The sequence below is a fragment of the Micromonospora zamorensis genome, from assembly GCF_900090275.1.
Lineage (GTDB): Bacteria > Actinomycetota > Actinomycetes > Mycobacteriales > Micromonosporaceae > Micromonospora > Micromonospora zamorensis.
In genome coordinates this window covers 6,981,599-6,998,802 of the sequence record NZ_LT607755.1, presented here as the reverse complement: position 1 = coordinate 6,998,802, position 17,204 = coordinate 6,981,599, and the positions used below count along the sequence as shown (strand labels likewise).

The 17,204-nt window shown below is 71.5% G+C and carries 24 protein-coding genes; 9 read left to right on the top strand and 15 right to left on the bottom strand.

Translation table 11 applies throughout. From position 1 onward, the window contains the following. Window positions 1-16 precede the first annotated feature (16 nt). Entirely contained in the window at window positions 17-268 is a 252-nt protein-coding gene (locus GA0070619_RS33690; protein ID WP_231927534.1) for a hypothetical protein, read from the bottom strand. A 332-nt stretch (window positions 269-600) separates the two neighbouring features. Here GA0070619_RS33690 and GA0070619_RS33685 point away from each other — a divergent pair, with 332 nt between their 5' ends. After that, window positions 601-1,263 (top strand): flagellar biosynthesis protein FlgA, encoded by a 663-nt coding sequence (locus GA0070619_RS33685; RefSeq protein WP_231927206.1) that lies wholly within the window; start codon window positions 601-603, stop codon window positions 1,261-1,263. A gap of 21 nt (window positions 1,264-1,284) precedes the next feature. Here GA0070619_RS33685 and GA0070619_RS31635 read toward each other — a convergent pair whose 3' ends face one another. Next, a complete protein-coding gene (locus GA0070619_RS31635; protein WP_088952184.1) occupies window positions 1,285-1,467 on the bottom strand; it encodes a hypothetical protein in 183 nt (60 codons plus the stop codon). 131 nt (window positions 1,468-1,598) lie between these two features. On the opposite strand from GA0070619_RS31635, the gene GA0070619_RS31630 reads away from it, so the two are divergent. Then, window positions 1,599-2,015: a hypothetical protein gene (locus tag GA0070619_RS31630; RefSeq protein ID WP_088951394.1), complete on the top strand. Its 417-nt coding sequence runs from the start codon at window positions 1,599-1,601 to the stop codon at window positions 2,013-2,015. Between the two features lie 18 nt (window positions 2,016-2,033). Here GA0070619_RS31630 and GA0070619_RS31625 read toward each other — a convergent pair whose 3' ends face one another. Then, entirely contained in the window at window positions 2,034-2,516 is a 483-nt protein-coding gene (locus GA0070619_RS31625; RefSeq protein WP_088952183.1) for a DUF2231 domain-containing protein, read from the bottom strand. Between the two features lie 203 nt (window positions 2,517-2,719). Here GA0070619_RS31625 and GA0070619_RS31620 point away from each other — a divergent pair, with 203 nt between their 5' ends. Further along, window positions 2,720-3,148 (top strand): Fur family transcriptional regulator, encoded by a 429-nt coding sequence (locus tag GA0070619_RS31620; protein WP_088951393.1) that lies wholly within the window; start codon window positions 2,720-2,722, stop codon window positions 3,146-3,148. Between the two features lie 135 nt (window positions 3,149-3,283). Then, window positions 3,284-4,147 carry an oxygenase MpaB family protein gene (locus GA0070619_RS31615; protein WP_088951392.1) on the top strand — a complete coding sequence of 288 codons (864 nt, stop codon included), beginning with the start codon at window positions 3,284-3,286 and terminating at the stop codon, window positions 4,145-4,147. A 21-nt stretch (window positions 4,148-4,168) separates the two neighbouring features. Here the strand turns inward: GA0070619_RS31615 and GA0070619_RS31610 are convergent, their stop codons facing one another. From GA0070619_RS31610 to GA0070619_RS31565, 11 genes are all read right to left on the bottom strand, one after another. Then, entirely contained in the window at window positions 4,169-5,089 is a 921-nt protein-coding gene (locus tag GA0070619_RS31610; protein WP_088951391.1) for a RecB family exonuclease, read from the bottom strand. A gap of 44 nt (window positions 5,090-5,133) precedes the next feature. Next, on the bottom strand, window positions 5,134-5,748 hold the full coding sequence (locus tag GA0070619_RS31605; protein ID WP_088951390.1) for a MarC family protein: 615 nt from the start codon (window positions 5,746-5,748) through the stop codon (window positions 5,134-5,136). A gap of 40 nt (window positions 5,749-5,788) precedes the next feature. Next, complete coding sequence (locus tag GA0070619_RS31600; RefSeq protein WP_088951389.1) at window positions 5,789-6,661, bottom strand: PHP domain-containing protein; 873 nt, start codon at window positions 6,659-6,661, stop codon at window positions 5,789-5,791. 57 nt (window positions 6,662-6,718) lie between these two features. Next, window positions 6,719-7,921 (bottom strand): hypothetical protein, encoded by a 1,203-nt coding sequence (locus GA0070619_RS31595; protein WP_088951388.1) that lies wholly within the window; start codon window positions 7,919-7,921, stop codon window positions 6,719-6,721. Window positions 7,922-7,977: 56 nt separating this feature from the next. Continuing rightward, window positions 7,978-8,754 carry a SigE family RNA polymerase sigma factor gene (locus GA0070619_RS31590; RefSeq protein WP_088951387.1) on the bottom strand — a complete coding sequence of 259 codons (777 nt, stop codon included), beginning with the start codon at window positions 8,752-8,754 and terminating at the stop codon, window positions 7,978-7,980. A 103-nt stretch (window positions 8,755-8,857) separates the two neighbouring features. Further along, entirely contained in the window at window positions 8,858-9,733 is an 876-nt protein-coding gene (locus GA0070619_RS31585; protein WP_088951386.1) for a PH domain-containing protein, read from the bottom strand. Between the two features lie 6 nt (window positions 9,734-9,739). After that, entirely contained in the window at window positions 9,740-9,898 is a 159-nt protein-coding gene (locus tag GA0070619_RS32925) for a hypothetical protein (RefSeq protein ID WP_172862153.1), read from the bottom strand. Window positions 9,899-10,014: 116 nt separating this feature from the next. Then, a complete protein-coding gene (locus GA0070619_RS33680; RefSeq protein ID WP_327650505.1) occupies window positions 10,015-10,692 on the bottom strand; it encodes a DUF6758 family protein in 678 nt (225 codons plus the stop codon). A gap of 80 nt (window positions 10,693-10,772) precedes the next feature. Next, window positions 10,773-11,396, bottom strand: a complete 624-nt coding sequence (locus GA0070619_RS31575; RefSeq protein ID WP_088952182.1) for a TrmH family RNA methyltransferase — start codon at window positions 11,394-11,396, stop codon at window positions 10,773-10,775. 51 nt (window positions 11,397-11,447) lie between these two features. Then, complete coding sequence (locus GA0070619_RS31570) at window positions 11,448-11,984, bottom strand: hypothetical protein (RefSeq protein WP_172862152.1); 537 nt, start codon at window positions 11,982-11,984, stop codon at window positions 11,448-11,450. Between the two features lie 93 nt (window positions 11,985-12,077). Further along, window positions 12,078-12,593 carry a MaoC family dehydratase gene (locus tag GA0070619_RS31565; protein WP_088951384.1) on the bottom strand — a complete coding sequence of 172 codons (516 nt, stop codon included), beginning with the start codon at window positions 12,591-12,593 and terminating at the stop codon, window positions 12,078-12,080. A 548-nt stretch (window positions 12,594-13,141) separates the two neighbouring features. Between GA0070619_RS31565 and trxA the strand changes: the two genes are divergently transcribed. The 3 genes from trxA (at window position 13,142) to GA0070619_RS31550 (ending at window position 15,040) form a co-directional block, all read left to right on the top strand. Next, the gene (gene trxA / locus GA0070619_RS31560; RefSeq protein WP_030329190.1) at window positions 13,142-13,504 is read left to right on the top strand and encodes a thioredoxin; all 363 of its coding nucleotides are present in this window, start codon (window positions 13,142-13,144) and stop codon (window positions 13,502-13,504) included. A 151-nt stretch (window positions 13,505-13,655) separates the two neighbouring features. Then, on the top strand, window positions 13,656-14,096 hold the full coding sequence (locus GA0070619_RS31555) for a hypothetical protein (RefSeq protein WP_088952180.1): 441 nt from the start codon (window positions 13,656-13,658) through the stop codon (window positions 14,094-14,096). After that, entirely contained in the window at window positions 14,093-15,040 is a 948-nt protein-coding gene (locus GA0070619_RS31550) for an HTTM domain-containing protein (RefSeq protein WP_088951383.1), read from the top strand. The genes GA0070619_RS31555 and GA0070619_RS31550 overlap by 4 nt, the downstream gene beginning before the upstream one ends. On the opposite strand, the gene GA0070619_RS31545 is transcribed toward GA0070619_RS31550, so the two are convergent. Continuing rightward, complete coding sequence (locus tag GA0070619_RS31545) at window positions 15,004-15,423, bottom strand: thiol-disulfide oxidoreductase DCC family protein (protein WP_088951382.1); 420 nt, start codon at window positions 15,421-15,423, stop codon at window positions 15,004-15,006. The genes GA0070619_RS31550 and GA0070619_RS31545 overlap by 37 nt on opposite strands. Window positions 15,424-15,516: 93 nt before the next feature. Between GA0070619_RS31545 and GA0070619_RS31540 the strand changes: the two genes are divergently transcribed. Together GA0070619_RS31540 and GA0070619_RS31535 are read left to right on the top strand one after the other, a co-directional pair. Then, on the top strand, window positions 15,517-16,563 hold the full coding sequence (locus GA0070619_RS31540; protein ID WP_088951381.1) for an Rv2578c family radical SAM protein: 1,047 nt from the start codon (window positions 15,517-15,519) through the stop codon (window positions 16,561-16,563). A 24-nt stretch (window positions 16,564-16,587) separates the two neighbouring features. Next, the gene (locus tag GA0070619_RS31535) at window positions 16,588-16,995 is read left to right on the top strand and encodes a CoA-binding protein (RefSeq protein ID WP_088951380.1); all 408 of its coding nucleotides are present in this window, start codon (window positions 16,588-16,590) and stop codon (window positions 16,993-16,995) included. Window positions 16,996-17,204 lie beyond the last annotated feature (209 nt).

The window sequence follows — 17,204 nt, the reverse complement described above, 5'->3', positions numbered from 1 at the left end:
TCAAGGGCTCGGGCTTCTACCGCACCGACTCGCGGGCGTCCGGCTCCGAGACGACGGCCGGCGGCACGGCCACCAAGCCCGGCAAGTCCGAGTCGTCCTCAGGCGAGGGCTCGGGGTCGTCCGGTTCCTCCTCGTCGGGGTCGTCTTCCGGTTCGGGATCGTCCTCGGGTTCCGGGTCGTCTTCGGGTTCGGGTTCGTCGTCCGGTGGGTCCTCTGGTGGGTCCTCTGGCGGCTCGTCGTCGGGTGGGTCGAGCGGCGGCAAGTCCACGGCGGCCAGCTCCGCGTCCTGACCCCGTCGGCCTGAGTCCGGCGGCTTGACCCCGCCGGCCTGAGCCGCCGGCCTGAGCCGGCGGCCTGACCCGTGATCCACTCGGGTTTACGGAAACCGGCCTGTCCCGGCTGCCCTGACACCCCGACTTCCTTGAAGTCGAGTCGATCAAGGCCGTGCCATAGCAAATCGGGCCGGCCGGTGGGCGTTGTCCACAGGCCGGCCGGTTATCCACAGGCGCCGGCCGAGGGCCGACCAACTGCTGTTGGAACGGCCTAACCTGCCGCCGAGGGTGTCGCTGCGACGTCCTCGGACGGGAGGCGGCAGCAACGATGGGCGATCCAGATTCCGCGCGGGCATTGCGTCCGCTGCGCCGGCTCACCCTGCCCGGCGGGCGCACCCTGCTCCGGGCCGGTCTGGTCGCCGTACTGCTCGGCCTGGCCGCTGCCATTCTGCACACCCCGACCAGTTGCCCGCCGACGGCCGAGCCATCCCGTGCGCCGACGGGGGCCGACGGCACGGCCGGGCGGTTCGACGAGGGCGGGCCGACCGACCCCGGTGGGGCAGGGTCCACCGGTGACAGCGACACGGCCGGGCCACCGCCAACCGGAGCAGCCGCCGGAGACAGCTCGACCACCGGAAGCGGCACCGCCGGAGACGGCAGCACTGGCCGGGACGGCACGACCACCGGGAGCGGGAGGACCAGCCCGCTGCCGCTGCCCAGTGGCGCTGTCGGGGTGCCGGTCCGGTTGGCCGAGCCGGCCGCGCTGGCGGTGGCCCGCCCTGGGACCCGGGTCGACCTGCTCGCCGCGACACCGGGTGGGGCGGGCACCGAGGCGACGTTGCTCGCGCCCGCGGTGCTGGTGCTGGACGTGCTGGGCGCCGACGCGACCGACGGGTCCTCGGCGCTCTACCTGGCGCTCCGCCCCGACCAGGCGAAACGCGCCGTCGGGCTCCCCGAGGGCACTCGATTCGCCATCGTCGTACGCGGTTGAGCGCTCACCGCACCAGCGGGGTCACTCCCAGTGCGGAGGGCGTTCGGCGAGCAGCCAGTCATCGTTGCCACCCGACCGCTCGCCCCAGCCACGGTCGGTGTCGTCGGAGGTCTGCTCGGGCAGCACCACGAAGTCTTCGCTCAGGTCGACGGTGCGGTCGTCGTCGTCGCGTACGCCCTGCTTGCCGGGGTCCTCGGTGCTCACGAGCGGCAAGACTAGCGCAACCGGGTGCCTCCCCCACGTCGTTGACCCTCTGCTCCTGGGCACTGTCGCCGACGGTGGCACGCCGGTGAGAAACGACCCGCCCGCTCCCCACGTTGGTAGCGTCGGACGGCGTGACGACCCCCAGCGGTGGCAGCACCCCGGACGACTACTGGCGACGGCCCGGCACCGGTGCCGACGCGGTGCCGAACCATCCCCCCACCACACCGCCGAGCCGCCCCACCAACCCACCCCCGAGCGGCCCCACCGATCCAGCCCCGAGCGTGCCCACCGGCCCACCCCCGAGCGGGTACGCCGGGCCACCCCAGAGCGGGTACGCCGGGCCGCCGCCGAGCGTGCCGCCGCCGAGTGGTTGGCGTCCACCCGTACACCTTCAGCCGGCACCGCCGCGGCGGCTGCCCCCGCAGGACATGGCCGACCTGGACGCGGCCGAGCAGCGCTCGCAGCGGGTCACCTACGGTTTCGGCGCGGCGGCCGCTGTGGTGCTGGTGGTCCTGTTCTGCCTGCTCTGCTCGCGGGTCATCTTCTAGAGCGGCGGGCAGAGCAGGTCAGAGGGTGGTGCCCCAGACGGCCTCGGCGCCGCTGTGCCCGGTCAGGTAGACGTAGACCAGGGCGGCGATGGACAGCGCCACGACCGCCACCGCCAGCACCGGAGTGACCAGTGCCGGCAGCTGCGGCACCCGGGGGTGCCCGCTGGTGACGACCAGCAGCAGGATGGCCCCGATTCCCAGCGGCACGACGATGCGGAACAGGATGTCGCCGTAGCGGGAGTGCTCGAAGATCTGGTCGAGGATCTGCCCCTGGAAACCCCGGGCGACCAGCGCGTCGGTGAACACCTCTCCCGACTTGACGGCCACGAAGGCGGTCACCGGTGCGACCACGGCAAGGAGACCCAGGGCCCAGTCCAGCCGGTGCCGCCACCGTGGCAGACCGACGTACGCGATGGCCAGCACCGCCAGCAGCGGCACGAACACGACGACCGCGTGGACCACCAGGACGTGTGCCGGTAGACCCAGGATCTCCTCGAACATCGAATCCTCCAGGTGGATCACGGTCAGGGGTTGGTCAGCGTACGGTCCGCCGATCGTCCCGAGGCTCTCGACCGGAGACACGTGCGACGCGACCATCGGGTTCACCGTCCCGGGTCGTGAGCACGATCTTGCCGTGCTGTGTCGGTGGCCACCCGGGCCCGGCGACGGTTGTCGATGCTGGTCGCGCGTGCTGTCATTGGCCAATGTCCGGTGCCGAGGAGCTGCTGCGATCGAAGGGCCTGCGTGTCACGCGGCCACGCCTCGCGGTGCTCGACGTGCTCGACGGCGGCGGTCACCTGGAGGTCGACGAGATCACCCGGCGGGTCCGTGAACGCCTCGACTCGGTGTCCACCCAGGCGGTCTACGACGTGCTGGGTGCCCTGTCCCGGGCCGGGTTGTCCCGCCGGATCGAGCCGGCCGGCAGTCCCGCGCGTTACGAGGCGCGCGTCGGCGACAACCACCACCACGTGGTCTGCCGGGGCTGCGGCGAGATCGCCGACATCGACTGCGCGGTGGGCAGCGCGCCGTGTCTGGAGCCGAGCGTGTCGCACGGGTTCGAGGTGGACGAGGCGGAGGTGACCTTCTGGGGTCTCTGCCCGGGCTGCCGGGCGCGTCGCTCCGCCGAGGTCTGACCACCCGACGTCTGACCACCCGACGTCTGACCCGCCGACGTCCGACCCGCCGACGTCCGACCCGCCGACGTCTGACCCGCCGGCACCGACGGGACGTGCCCGACGAGGTCGGGGTGACCGTGGCACTCTTGGACGGTGGACTCCGATGACCTCGGCCTCTTCGGTCCGGGTTCGGTCACGTGGAAGGTGCACGAGGAGCCGATCCTGATCGTCGCGGGCCTGCGCTCGCTCTACCTCCAGGCGTTGCATCCCCGGGCGATGGCCGGGGTGGCGCAGAACAGCAACTACCGCGCGGACGCCTGGGGTCGTCTGGCCCGCACCGCCACCTACGTCGAGACCACCGTCTACGGGACCACCGCCGAGGCGGAGACGGCCGGGGCCCGGCTGCGCCGGCTGCACGACCGGCTGCGGGCCACCGATCCGCTCACCGGCGAGGAGTTCCGGATCGACGAGCCGGACCTGCTGCGCTGGGTGCACGTCACCGAGGTCGAGTCGTTCCTCAGCACGGCCCGGCGGGCCGGGCTGCCGCTCACCGACGAGGAGGTGGACGGCTATTACACCGAGCAGCGCCGGTCCGCCGCTCTGGTCGGCCTGGACCCGGCCACCGTCCCGGGCACCGCGGCCGAGGTCGCGGAGTACTACAGCGCCGTACGGCCGGAGCTGCGGATGACCCGGGAGGCCGCCGAGACGGCGATCTTCCTGACCGCCCCGCCGTTTCCGTGGAAGCTCAGCCTGCCAGCCCGGTTGGGGCTCAACCTCGGCCCGCCGCGGTGGGCGTACCTGGGGATCGCCGGCACCGCGTTCGGACTGCTGCCGGGGTGGGCTCGTCGGATGTACGGCGGGCTGGGCCTGCCCACCACCGCCCTGTCGGCGGACCTGTCCGTGCGCGCCCTGCGGCTCGCGTTCGCTGCCGTGCCCCGTCGCTATCTGGAGGGGCCGTTGATTCTGGCCGCCAAAGAGCGGGCCGCGCGTCACGCTGCCACCACGTTGGCCGGCTGACCCGGCGTCCGCCGCCGGGATTCAGCTGTCGGTGTGCCGGTCCACGGCCGCCCATGGTTCCTTGCCGGGCACCTGCGCGCCGGTCGGGCAGTGCCGCCGGAAGTCACACCAGCCGCAGCGCGGGCCGGGTGCCACCGGGAACGCCTCGTCCGCGTCGGCGCCGTCCGCGACCGCCCGTTCGGCGGTCATGATGTCGCGGGCCGTCTCCTCCGCGCGGGTCAACTGCCGGGCCAGCGACTCGACGGTGTGGTCGTGGCCGGCGACCGTGCCGGTCGGCAGGTGGTGCAGCTCCACCCGACGGCACGGCCGCCGGAACACCCGCTCGGCCGCGTACGCGTAGAGCGCCAACGCCTGCGAACCGCGCGCGTCGTCGGTGTCCAGCCCGCTGCGACCGGTCTTGTAGTCGACGATGACCAGCTCCGACCCCTCTGGCCCGGGCCGGGAGTCGATCCGGTCGGCGCGACCGTTGAACGCCAGCACGGCGGTCTTGACCGCCACCACCCGCTCCACGCCGAGCGGGTCGGAGTCGGCCTCCAGCGTCTCGACGTACGCCTCCAACCAGCCCAACGCCCGCCGGTAGGCGGCCCGCTCCTGCTCGTCGTCGCGGTAGCCCTCGCGGACCCAGGTGCCCTTGAGCAGGGTGGCCAACGCCTCGGGGCGACGCCGGTCGGCGGGCAACGCATACCAGTTCTTCAGGGCGGTGTGCACGCTGGCGCCGAGCGAGTTGTGCGCCCACGGCGCGCCCTTGGGTGGCGTCGGCCGATCGACGTAGGAGTAGCGGTAGCGGCGTGGGCAGTCCGCGAAAGCGCCGAGTTTGCTCGGTGTGCAGACGAACAGGCGCTCCGGCATGCCCTCGAAGCCGAGCTGCTCGGCACCGCCGGCGCGTTGTTGGGGAGCCCGGCCACCGGCCGCCGGCCGTCCCGCTGAGGAGGATCGTCGCACGCCTGCGATCCTGCCACCCACCCCCGACACCGCTGGTGTGCCGGTCAGGTCATGTTGACGTACTGCGTGACGAAGGCGAACACCGCGTCGGCGATGAGCTGCACGGCGATCGCGGCCAGCAGCAGACCGGCGATCCTGGTCAGCACCTCGATCCCGCCGGGACGCAGGATCTTCACGATGCCGCCGGAGAAGCGGAGGACGATCCAGACCGCGAGCATCACGGCGAGGATCGCCACGGCGATCGCGGTGAAGTCGGCCAATCCGTCGGCCTGCTGGACGAAGAGCATGGTGGCCACGATGGCACCGGGGCCGGCCAGCAGCGGGGTGCCCAGCGGCACCAGGGCGATGTTGGAGGTGGCTTCCGAGCTCGGGCCGTCGGTCTTGCCGGTCAGCAACTCCAGGGCGACGAGTACGAGCAGCAGCCCACCGGCCGCCTGCAACGCCGGCAGGTCCACGTGCAGGTAGTCCAGCAGGGTCTGCCCCGCCACCGCGAAGACCACGATCACGCCCAACGCCAGCGTGACGGCCTGCCAGGCCGCCCGGTTACGGTCGCGGGCGGGCAGCGGGCCGGTCAACGCCAGGAAGATCGGCATCATGCCCGGCGGGTCGGTGATCACCAGCAGGGTCACGAAAACCTCGCCAAACAGCTTCAGATCCACGTGATCAACCTAGCCGCGCTGAGATTCCCCAAAATGGGGATCAGCCGGAAGCGACCTCGGTCACGCCTTCGGCGACGATCCGCTCGTACGCCTCGACGCTGGTGCTGAACTCGCCGAGCTGGACGGTCTTGTGCGTGCCGTGGAAATCCGAGGAGCCGGTGACGAAGAGGCCCAGGTCGGCGGCGAGCGCCCGCACGTGCGCACGCTCGGCCGGGCTGTGGTCCTCGTGGTCGGCCTCGAGCCCGGCCAGCCCGGCGGCGGCCAGCTCGGCGATCAACTCGTCGGGCACCACCCGGCCGCGTCGGGTGGCCCGGGGATGGGCGAAGACCGGCACACCGCCGGCCGACCGCACCAGCCGGATCGCCCGGAACACGTCGATGTCGTCCTTGGGCAACCGGTAACGCTCGCCCAGCCAGTCCGGGCCGAACGCCTCCCGGGTGCTGCCGACCAGGCCGACCCGGATCAGTGCCTGGGCGATGTGCGGCCGGCCCACAGTGCCGCCGCCCGCTCCGGCCAGGATGTCCGGCCAGCTCACGTCGATGCCGTCGGCGCGCAACAGCGCGACGATCCGTTCTCCGCGATCTTCCCGGGCGGCCCGCACCCGGGCCAGCTCGGCGACCAGTTCCGGGTGGTCCGGGTCGAACAGGTACGCCAGCAGGTGCAGCGGCACCGCCGGCTCGGTGCCGGACCAGCGGCAGGACAACTCCGCCCCCCGGACCAGGCGTAGTCCCGGCGGCAGCGCGCCGACGGCCGGCGCCCAGCCGGCGGTGGTGTCGTGGTCGGTGATCGCCAGCACGTCCAGCCCGGCCTGGGCGGCCGCGCGGACCAGCTCCGCCGGGGTCAGCGTGCCGTCGCTGGCCGTCGAGTGGGTGTGCAGGTCGATCCGCGGGGCGGCGCCGGTACGCGAGGTCACCGCACGACGCTACCCAGGGATAGCCGAGCCCGCCTCGCGAAGGTCGTCCCGACGGCGTCAGAAGCTGCTCACCAGGACCGGCCGCTCCCCGGCGGGCAGGCCGGGCACCGGCTCGGGGTTGGCGGGCTCTCCTGCCCGTACCCGCGCGGGGTCGACCCGGACCAGTGCACCGGCCTCGTCGAGGTAGGAGGCGTGGGAGTCGTTGTTCCAGACGATCGTGCCGGTCATTGGCGGTCCGGCCGGAACGGCGGTCGTGACCGGCCCGAGTTGCCGCAGGTCGACCAGGAGGGCACGGTCGACCTTGCCCACCCGTCCGTTCACCAGCAGCCACTGTCCGTCGGCGGAGATTCCGCCGACGCCGTCCTCGCTGAGGTCCGGCCCGCAGCCGGAGTCCACCGGGGTCAGGTGGCGCGTCGGGTCGAGCACGGCCAGGCAGGTCCCGCCCGGGTCGGTTGCGGCGATCTGGCCGACCAGCCGCCCGTCGGGCAGCGCTCCGTAGACGTGGAGGGTCTGTCGGTCGACGGCCGCGGGCAGCGGCCCGGCGCCGGGTCGCCAGAGGGTGTGGCCGGCGCTGGCGGGGTCGAGTCGGACCAGCACGTTGTCACCGACGAACCGGACGGGCTGGGCGTCCGCGGGCGCGGGCGTGCGAACCGCGCCGATGAGCTGGGTGCCGACCACCCCCGCCACCAGCAGGTCGCTGCCGTCACGCCAGGCGACCTGGCGGCTGTCCGGTGCCAGGACGATGGGGCCCGCCCCGGCCAGCAGGACCTGCACCAGGCCGTCGTTCTGCACCACCCAGAGGGATCGGCCGGCGGTGCTCGCCGTGCCGACCACCAACCAACCGGTACCGCCGGGCAGGAGCTGGGCGTGTTCGGCCGGCCCGACGTCGGGTAGCACCAGCCGCTTCCCGTCGGCGCTGACCAGCGTCTCGCTCACCAGCAGGGACGCGGACGTTCCCGGCGAGGGGCCGGGGCCCGGGGCGCTGACCGTCGGGATCGGCCGGCTGGACGGGTCCGGGTCACCGATCACCACGATGGGCGCGCCGTCCCGCCTGGTCTCGGCACCGAGCTGGGCCATCCCGGCGCTCAGCAGCACGGTGACGGCCGCCGCGAGGGCGAGGCCGGTTGCGGTGCGCCGACGACGGATCCGGTTCGCGCGGCGGATCGCCTGACCCGCCGGGTCGGCTGCGAGGGGGCGGGCAAGGGCGACCTGGTGCGAGAGGGTCTCCCGCACCGCACCTTCCAGCTCGTCAGGCCGCACGTGGTTAGAACGCCGCGGGCCGTCCGTCAGGTTGTCGGACCGGCCCGGGAATCCGCTCACTGCTGCTCCCCGGAGCCCGTGCCGACGGGCACGGCCGCCGGGGCGGTGGGCAGCACGACCGGCGGGCCGATCGGACGCGGAGCGACCGGTCGGGGCGCGGCAGGGCGGGGAACGGCTCGACCTTCCGCCTGCCGGGGTCGGCGCGGCGCGGCGGCACCGGTGGTCGGGTGCTGCCCGGCCGGGGCGCCACGTCGGGGGGCGCCGGCAGCGGCCGGACGACCGTCGGCAGCCGGTGGTGCTGGCCGGCCGGCGATGCCGGCAGCGGCGGCGAGCTCCGCTGCGTCGGCTCCCAACCGTCGGCGCAGCGTGGCCAGGGCTCGCGACGCCTGGCTCTTCACCGTGCCCGGTGAGATGTCCAGCATCGCGGCGGTCTGCGCCTCCGACATGTCCTCGTAGTAGCGCAGCACCAGCACCGCCCGCTGCCGGTTGGGCAACTCCCTGAGGTGCCGCCACAGCAGGTCACGGTCGAGCTGCTGCTCGATCTCGTCGACACCGGCGCGTTCGGGCAGCACCTCGGTCGGGCGTTCGCCGTGCCAGCGGCGCCGCCACCAGCTCGTCGACGTGTTGACCATCACACGGCGGGCGTACGGCTCGACCGCCTCGATCCCACCGAGACGCTTCCACGCGAGGTAGGTCTTGGTCAGTGCCGTCTGGAGCAGGTCCTCGGCAGTGGCCCAGTCTCCGGTGAGCAGATAAGCGGTGCGTAGGAGCGCGGCGGAGCGGGCCGCGACGAACTCGCGGAACTGCTCCTCCAACGAGTCCTTGCTCGCCACCGCCCACCTCCACACCCCAGTCGTCCTGGCAGAGTGCCACGTCAGAGGCGTTCCGGTCCATGACGAAAGGTGCGCACTTACTCCGATGTTCGGTCGAAAACCTTCACGCCCCGTCGTCGGCCTTGGCCTCGTCGGCTTCCTTGCCGAGCCGCGCCTCGACTGCCTGCGGCTCGTACATCTCTTCGACGACGCGCAGGTAGAGCTCGTTCGGGTTGGGCAGGTTCTTGATCTCGCGGAGCGCCTGCTCCTGGCCGGCGGACTCCAGCACGAAGGTGCCGTAGTTGAGCGCTCGGCCGGTGGGGGTCTGCTCGTACTTCATGTCGGTGACCCGGACCAGCGGCATCATGGCCACCTTGCGGGTGACGATGCCGTTGACCACCATGACCCGCTTGTTGGTCAGGATGAAACGGTCATACCACCAGTCGGCGACCTTCCACGCCACCCAGCCCATCACCGCGAACCAGAGCAGCACGGCGATGGTGGTCAGCGCACCGACGTCCTGCCCGGCGAGGAAGCCGGAGAGGTAGCCGAGCACGAAGGTCGCCGCGACGCCGATCAACAGCGGGTTGGTGAGGTGGATCCAGTGCCGCTTCCACTCACCCCGGTAGCGCTCGGTGGGGAAGAGGTAGCGGGCCACCAGCGAACTGGGCTCGTCTTCCAGTGGCAGCACCCGCCGGGGAGTCGAACCGGTCGCGTCGGCGCGCAACCCGGCCAGCTCGTCCTCGGAGATCTGCGGCGGCTGGTAGCTCGCCTCCGGATCACGGATCCACCCTCGACCGGAGCGACCCTGGCCGGCATAGCCGGGACCGTCGCCATAGCCGACGTCGTCCGAAAGGGACGGACCGTCGGACAGGCCGGGACCGGCCCCGTAGCCCGGGCCGTCATCGGGCCCGATCCTCGGGATCGGCTCGGTGTCACGCTCGCGGCGTTCCCGGTCGGGGTCGTCCGGGTCGAAGGGTGGACCGGAGGGGCTGCCCATCGGCTGCTAGGCGACGAGACTGGTGAAGAAGTCGCCGAACCCTTGGGCGATGTCCATGACGCCGCCGCCGAGTGACTTGAACACATCCGCCGCAGAGTTTGGCCGGTAGGCGACGAAGAAGATCAAGAATGCGATTCCGGCCCAGGTGAGGACCTTCTTGACCATGGCGGGCCATCCTCTCGCGCGGCGCCGGGTCCCATTACCGCAGCGGCACCCAGAGTATCAGTGTGGCGTCGTACAGTGAATATCTGCGTCCGTTCTCCGTCAAACCGGGAGACTTGTCAGGCTCTCCCAGGTAAGTGCGGGGACGGTGCGCCGTACACGAGCTCGGGGGGAGTCCACTCGGTCAGGTCGTGTAGGACGACGTCTTCCGCGAGCAGGTGACCCGCACTCGCCGGCCAGGCTATCGCATGGAGCCACATTCCCCGAGCTTCGCCGGCGTACGCGCTTCGATCCGTTGGAGAATTCACCAACCACAGTGGAGTCGGATGCCCGGCGACCCTGATCCTGGCCTGCCCAACGTGGTCGGGGTGACCCGGCCCCGGGTCGGTCAACGCGTCCACCAGCTCCGGTCCCGGGTCCGGCCCGGCCAGTCCGGCGAGTCGCGTGCCCAGGCCGACACCCGGCTCCTCGGCCACGAAGACCAGGTCGGCCGGACCACCACCGAGCGGCGCCGGGCCCGCGCAGGCCACCGCTGTCGCCCGCACTCCCGTCCGGTCGTCCCCGGCGTACGCCACCCCGGTGAGGGTCCAGCCGGGCGGCAGCGGCCACGGGCACCACAGGGGCGTTCCCGGCGGAGCCGCGGTCGCGGTGATGCGTTCCACCACGCTCGCCACGATCTCCGCTCCGATGTGCTCGGGCACGTGCAGGGGCGGCACCGGGCCGCAGCGCAGACACCTCGAGTCGGTGTGCATCAGATCCGGCGCCCTTACCGGGCCCCCGCATCTCGGACAACTCACCGCGACACTCACATCCCCACCGTTCTCCGGTACCGCCGGCCCGTCAAGCGGGAACGCCCGATTCGGCACCCGGGCGCGGGTCAGTCCGGCGGCGGGCCGGCGTGGGCACGAATCCAGGCGTGCATCGCGATACCGCTGGCCACGCCCGCGTTGATCGACCTGGTCGAGCCGTACTGGGCGATGGAGTAGAGCTGGTCGCACGCGGCGCGGGCCGGCGCGGAGAGCCCCGGGCCCTCCTGGCCGAACAGCAGCACACAGTCCCGGGGCAGGGTGCCGGTCTCCAACGGGCGCGACCCCGGCAGGTTGTCGATGCCGAACACCGGCAGCCGGCGCTCGCCCGCCCAGGCCACGAACTCCTCGATCGTCTCGTGATGGCGCACGTGCTGGTAGCGATCGGTCACCATCGCACCGCGCCGGTTCCACCGTCGCCGTCCGACGATGTGCACCTCGGCGGCGTTGAACGCGTTGGCGTTGCGGACCACCGTGCCGATGTTGAAGTCGTGCTGCCAGTTCTCGATCGCGACGTGGAAGCCGTGCCGGTGCCCGTCCAGGTCGGCGACGATCGCCTCGTGGCGCCAGTAGCGGTAGCGGTCGACGACGTTGCGCCGGTCCCCCTCCGTCAGCAACTGCGGGTCGTAACGGGGGTCGTCCGGTGGGGTTCCCGGCCAGGGGCCCACACCCACCTCAAGCTGGTCGTCGGTCACGGTCATCAGAGGGTACGGACCACGTCTGCGCTCGGCGCGACGACCTGCCGGTCAGCCCAGTCCGAGCGCGGCGCCGAGCCGGTCCAGGAAGCGCCGGTCCGCCGGGCTGATCGGGTGCTCCGCCCGGCGTTCGCCGGGGCTGGGCACCGCGCCGCAGACGCGGGCCGCGACCGACTGCACCCACTGGCGGTACGCGGCCGAGTCGGCGGGGTCGGCGCGCCGCCCCAGCACCCGGCTCGCCGCCCGGCAGGCCGCGAGCAGGTCCACCAGATCGGTGAGCCGCTCGACGGGCTGCGGGGCGCCGTCGTGACGGGCGTAGATCGCGGCGACCACCGCGCGGACCAGATCGCTGTCGGAGGCCCGGCCCGCGGCAACGGCATCCAGGCCGGCCAGTCCCGCCAGGACACCGCGTTCTGTGCGGCCCGGCCCCGGGGCCACCGCGGCCACGAGAACCCGGCCGGGCAGACCGGTGAGCAGGTCCCACTCGGCGGCGGAATAGACAGCTGTGGTCAAGGGTGCGGCTCGGCGGCCGGCAGAGGGCGGCTCTCCGGCGACGGAGTGGCTCATCGAAACCTCCATCGCCAGCATATGCCCCGTAATGGGAACAGGGCTCCTTCCCCGGCAGAACCCGCTGCGGGGGAAGGAGCCCGGAGGCTGGCTGCGGCCGACTCGCGGCGACGCTCAGCGCGGCTCGGGGAAGCTGGGCCGCTCCGGATCCACTCCCTCGGGCACGGCGCTGGCCGCGTACTCCCGTTTGGGGACCATGACCTTGCGCCGGAAGACGCAGACCATCGTGCCGTCCTGGTTGTAGCCGCGGGTCTCCACCGACACCACGCCCCGGTCGGGCTTGGAACCCGACTCACGCTTGTCCAGCACCGTGGTCTCGCCGTAGATCGTGTCGCCGTGGAAGGTCGGCGCGACGTGCCGCAGCGACTCGACCTCCAGGTTGGCGATCGCCTTCCCACTGACGTCGGGCACCGACATGCCGAGCAGCAGGGAGTAGATGTAGTTGCCGACCACCACGTTGCGCTTGAACTGGCTGGCCGTCTCGGCGTAGTGCGCGTCCATGTGCAGCGGATGGTGGTTCATGGTGAGCAGGCAGAAGAGGTGATCGTCGTACTCGGTGACGGTCTTGCCCGGCCAGTGCCGGTAGACCGCGCCGACCTCGAACTCCTCGTAGTAGCGGCCGAACTGCATGCTGGTCCCCTTCGACGGGTGGCGATGGAGTTCGGCACAGCATGCCTTACCGAAGGTTAAGGCGACCGGCGGGGCGCGACGGCGGCGGAAAAGTCACACCGGTCACTCAAAACGGGGGGAGACGCAATGAGCGGCGGGGCCCTCCCCGGCACCCGCCGCCCACGCTCTGATGCCGAGAAGTGTGCCCTACGACAGCGTAGGTTCGACAGAGATCGGCGTCACATTTATCTTTTTGTAACACTACTCTCAGTGACGATTCGGAGGTTGATCAGCGATCTCCGCAGGCCGGATACCTGCTTGTCAAGGCTCAAGTTACCGATTCGTACTGCTCAATCGGGTGGATCTCCCTGGAAACGCTCCCATCACCGCTGGTCACGCAAGTGCGTCATGCATTTGCGTTCCGCAGGCCGGGACAGACAGACGTGGGTCGATGACCCTCGGGCCCCCCGCCAGCACGGAGGACGTTTCGTGCCCGACCGCCCGGGAATTCGATACGGTCAGCCCTGGTTCTACGGGACGTAGACAAACCGCGGTGATCGGAGAGTGCAATGGCAACCGTTGAGCTGACCTCGGCGAACTTCGACGAGGTGACCGGCAACGACGGCATCGTCCTGGTCGACTTCTGGGCCGACTGGTGTGGTCCGTGCAAGCGGTTCGCCCCGGTCTACGAGCGCTCCTCGGAAAAGCACCAGAACATCGTGTTCGGCAAGGTCGACACGGAGGCCCAGCAGGAGCTGGGCGCCAAGTTCGACATCCGGTCGATCCCGACGATCATGGCGATCCGCGACGGCGTCATCGTCTTCGCCCAGCCGGGCGCCCTTCCCGAGTCCGCACTCGAGAACCTGATCGAGCAGGTCGAGGCTCTGGACATGGACGACGTCCGTAAGCAGCTGGCCGAGCACAACCACTGAGTCGCCGACGGCGACACGCGAGGCCGGGCCCGGTTCGGGCCCGGCCTTCGTCGTTATCCGGAGGCGCGCACATGATCACCTTCCTGGGCAGGCCGGAGTGACCGTCGGTGGGACCCGGGGCAGCCGGTACATCCCGTATCGTCACGACCCGATGGAGACCCTGACCACCCGCGGGCGCGTGACCCGGCTCGGCGCGACCGCACTCGGCCTCGCCCTGCTGATCGTCGGCACCTTCTGGGGCAGCGACGACGACTTCCCGTTCGGCCCGTTCCGGATGTACTCCACCTCGAATCCGCCGAACGCACCCGCACCGGACACCCGCGTCGAGGGGGTGAACAGCTCCGGAGCCGTTATCGACCTCAACCAGGACGCGACCGGCATCCGTCGCGCCGAGATCGAGGGTCAGCAGGCCCGCTACGCCGCCGACCCGACGCTGCTCACCGAGGTCGCCGACGCGTACGCCGAACGCCACCCCGACGCCCCAGCGCTGGTCGAGGTCCGCATCGTCATCCGCTGGCACGGCATCCGCGCCGGTCGACCGACCGGGCAGCACACCGACCAGACCGTCGTCCGCTGGCAGGCAAGCCGATGACCCGCTGGTTGACCGAGGCCGTGCCCCGGGGCCGGGTGGCCGCCTTCCGGACCGTGATCTACCTCTTCGTCGCCGCCGACCTGGTGATCTTCACCCCCTGGGTGCGCACCCGCGTCAGCGTGCCCGGCGACCTCTACCGGCCGCTCCTGATCGGCCGCCTGCTCCCCCTGCCGACGCCAACCGAGACGTTGGTGACGGTGATCTTCTGGTCGTTGCTGGCGCTCGCACTCCTCGCCGCGACCGGCCGGGCACCCCGCCTGCTCGGCTGGGCGGTCTGCGCGCTGTACCTGGAGTGGATGATCATCGCGATGAGCTACGGGAAGGTCGACCACGACCGGTTCGGGCTGCTCATCGCGCTGGCCGTGCTGCCCACCGCCGGCCGGGCCCGACACGGCGACACCACCCGCACCGAGGCTGGCGGCTGGGCCCTCCGCGTCACCCAGATCGCGGTGATCTGCACGTACTTCCTGGCCGCCTTTGCCAAGCTGCGCTTCGGCGGGCTGGACTGGCTGACCGGCTCGGTCCTCGCCCGCGCGATCATCCGGCGCGGCACGGACCTGGCGGACCTGATCGCCCAGGTGCCGTACCTGCTGATCGTCGCCCAGTTCGGCATCGTGGCGTTCGAGCTGCTCAGCCCGGTGGTCTTCTTCCTGCCACCCCGCTGGCGACACGCCATGGTCGGCTTCTTCTACTCGTTCCACGTGGTCACCATCGCGACCATCACGATCTCGTTCGCGCCACACCTGGCCGCGATGACCAGCTTCCTGCCGCTGGAGCGGGTCCGCCCGCTGGTCTGGGCCCGCCGACTCATCGGCCGTGGCAGCCCCGCACCGACCTCGACGGACCTCGACACACTGCCGGACCAGGATCCCGTCGGCGCCAGCGCGGGCCCAGCACCGCTCGGCGATCAGGCCCCGGTCGTCGGGCGCCCCGCCGGGCCGTAGAGCCGTTCACGGGCCTCCTGCGGCAGTGCGCAGGCCGCCGTGCCGCCCGGCAGGCGGTGCCGGTTGCGCGCCACCCAGCGGTACACCGGCCAGGCCCCGGCGCGCACCGGCGGGAACCGCAGGCCCGCCCCGGCGACCCGCCAGACCGGGCCACTGTCGGCGAGCAGCTTCGCGATGGCATCCGGACCGGCGGCACGTGCGCCGTCCGCCCCGACCCACTGCACCGCCTCCTCGCACTCGGCCACGGTCAGACCGAGCGCGTCCAGGTCGGTGAACTGCCAGGGCACCACCCGCGCACCAGTGGGGATCCGGCGCGCAATGAACTCGGCGCACTGCGTGCAGAACGCGCAGTCCCCGTCGTAGACGAAGGTCGACGTCTCCATGCTGTCCATCCTCCCCTCTCCGACCACCCGAACGACCACCGGTGTACGGCGGGTCACTTGCACTCCACTCGTACGCGTGTTCGAATAGTGGCCATGCGCTGGGACAACCTCACCGCTCCCCCGGTCGAGGGAGACCCCGAGCGGGCAGCGCCAGCGACGCCACCCCTGCCGCTGGCGCTGCCCGGCGCCATTGCCCGCACCTTCGACACCCCCGAGTTCGCCGGGATGACCTTCTACGAGGTGCAGGCCAAGTCCATCCTCAACCGCGTGCCCGGGCAGTCCCGCGTCCCGTTCGAGTGGACCATCAACCCGTACCGTGGCTGTTCTCATGCTTGTGTTTACTGCTTCGCGAGAAATACTCACACTTATCTCGATCTCGATGCCGGTGCGGACTTCGACCGGAAGGTGATCGTCAAGGTCAACGCCGGTGAGCTGGTCCGGCGCGAGTTGGCCGCGCCGAAGTGGCGGGGCGCGCACGTGGCGATGGGCACCAACGTCGACTGCTACCAGCGGGCCGAGGGCCGCTACCGGCTGATGCCGCAGATCATCGCGGCCCTGCGGGACTTCGCCAACCCGTTCTCGATCCTCACCAAGGGCACGCTGATCCTTCGCGACCTGCCCCTGCTGCGTCAGGCCGCAGAGGTCACCACGGTGGGCATCTCCTTCTCAGTGGGGTTCGTCGACGAGCAGCTCTGGCGTTCCGTCGAGCCGGGCACGCCGCATCCTCACCGCCGGCTGGACGCGGTCCGGGCGCTCGCCGACGCCGGCTTCTCCGTCGGGGTGCTGATGGCCCCGATCCTGCCTGGCCTCAGCGACAGCGACGAGTCGATCGACGCCACCGTGTCGGCGATCGCCGCAGCCGGCGCTACCAGCGTGACCGCCCTGCCCCTGCACCTGCGTTCCGGCGCTCGGGAGTGGTACGCGCACTGGCTCGCCCGGGAGCACCCGCACCTCGTGCCCCGCTATCGCGAGCTCTACCGGGCCGGTGCGTACGCCCCGCAGGCGTACCAGCGGGAGTTGACCGCCCGGGTGCGGATCGCGGCACGCCGGCATGGGCTGCACCGCGGCGAGCGGGGCGACAACCGCAGCCTGCCCGAGCCGCCGCCACCGCCGGCTGCGGAGCAGTTGACTCTGCTCTAGTCGGCTCAGAGCTACAGTCGGCGGGTGCGTACCGCTTCGCAGATCCTCGCCGACTCCGCCGTGATCGCCGTCGTGGGTGCGTCCCGCGACCCGTTGAAGGCCGCGCACGGCGTGCCGTTGCAGATGCAGCAGCACGGCTGGCGCATCATCCCGGTCAACCCGACCGTCGACGAACTGTTCGGGGAACGGGCGTACAAGTCGCTGGCTGACATCCCGCACCCGGTCGACCTGGTGGACGTGTTCCGGCCGGCGGCCGACGCCGTGCAGGTGGTCCGGGACGCGGCGGCCATTGGTGCCCCTGCGGTCTGGCTGCAACTGGGCATCGTCTCGGCCGAGGCGCGGCGGATCGCCGAGGAGGCTGGCATGGACTACGTGGAAGACCGCTGCCTCATCGTCGAACGCGCCGCCGCCGGCCTCACCCGCCTCGGCTGACCCACCCCGCTCCCGCGATCATGGAGTTGTGGTGCCAGCTTCGTGGGTTGGTCCTGGCGGTCCGCAGGGCCTGACCAGAGAGCTGGCGAGCAGCAGAGCGAGGCGTCCGTCGGCGCGGACGGCCTCGGCGGAGAGCGTGATGCCTCTGAGTCATATTGATGCCTCACAGTCATCACGCTCTTGACCGAAGGCACGGACAGACCGACCGA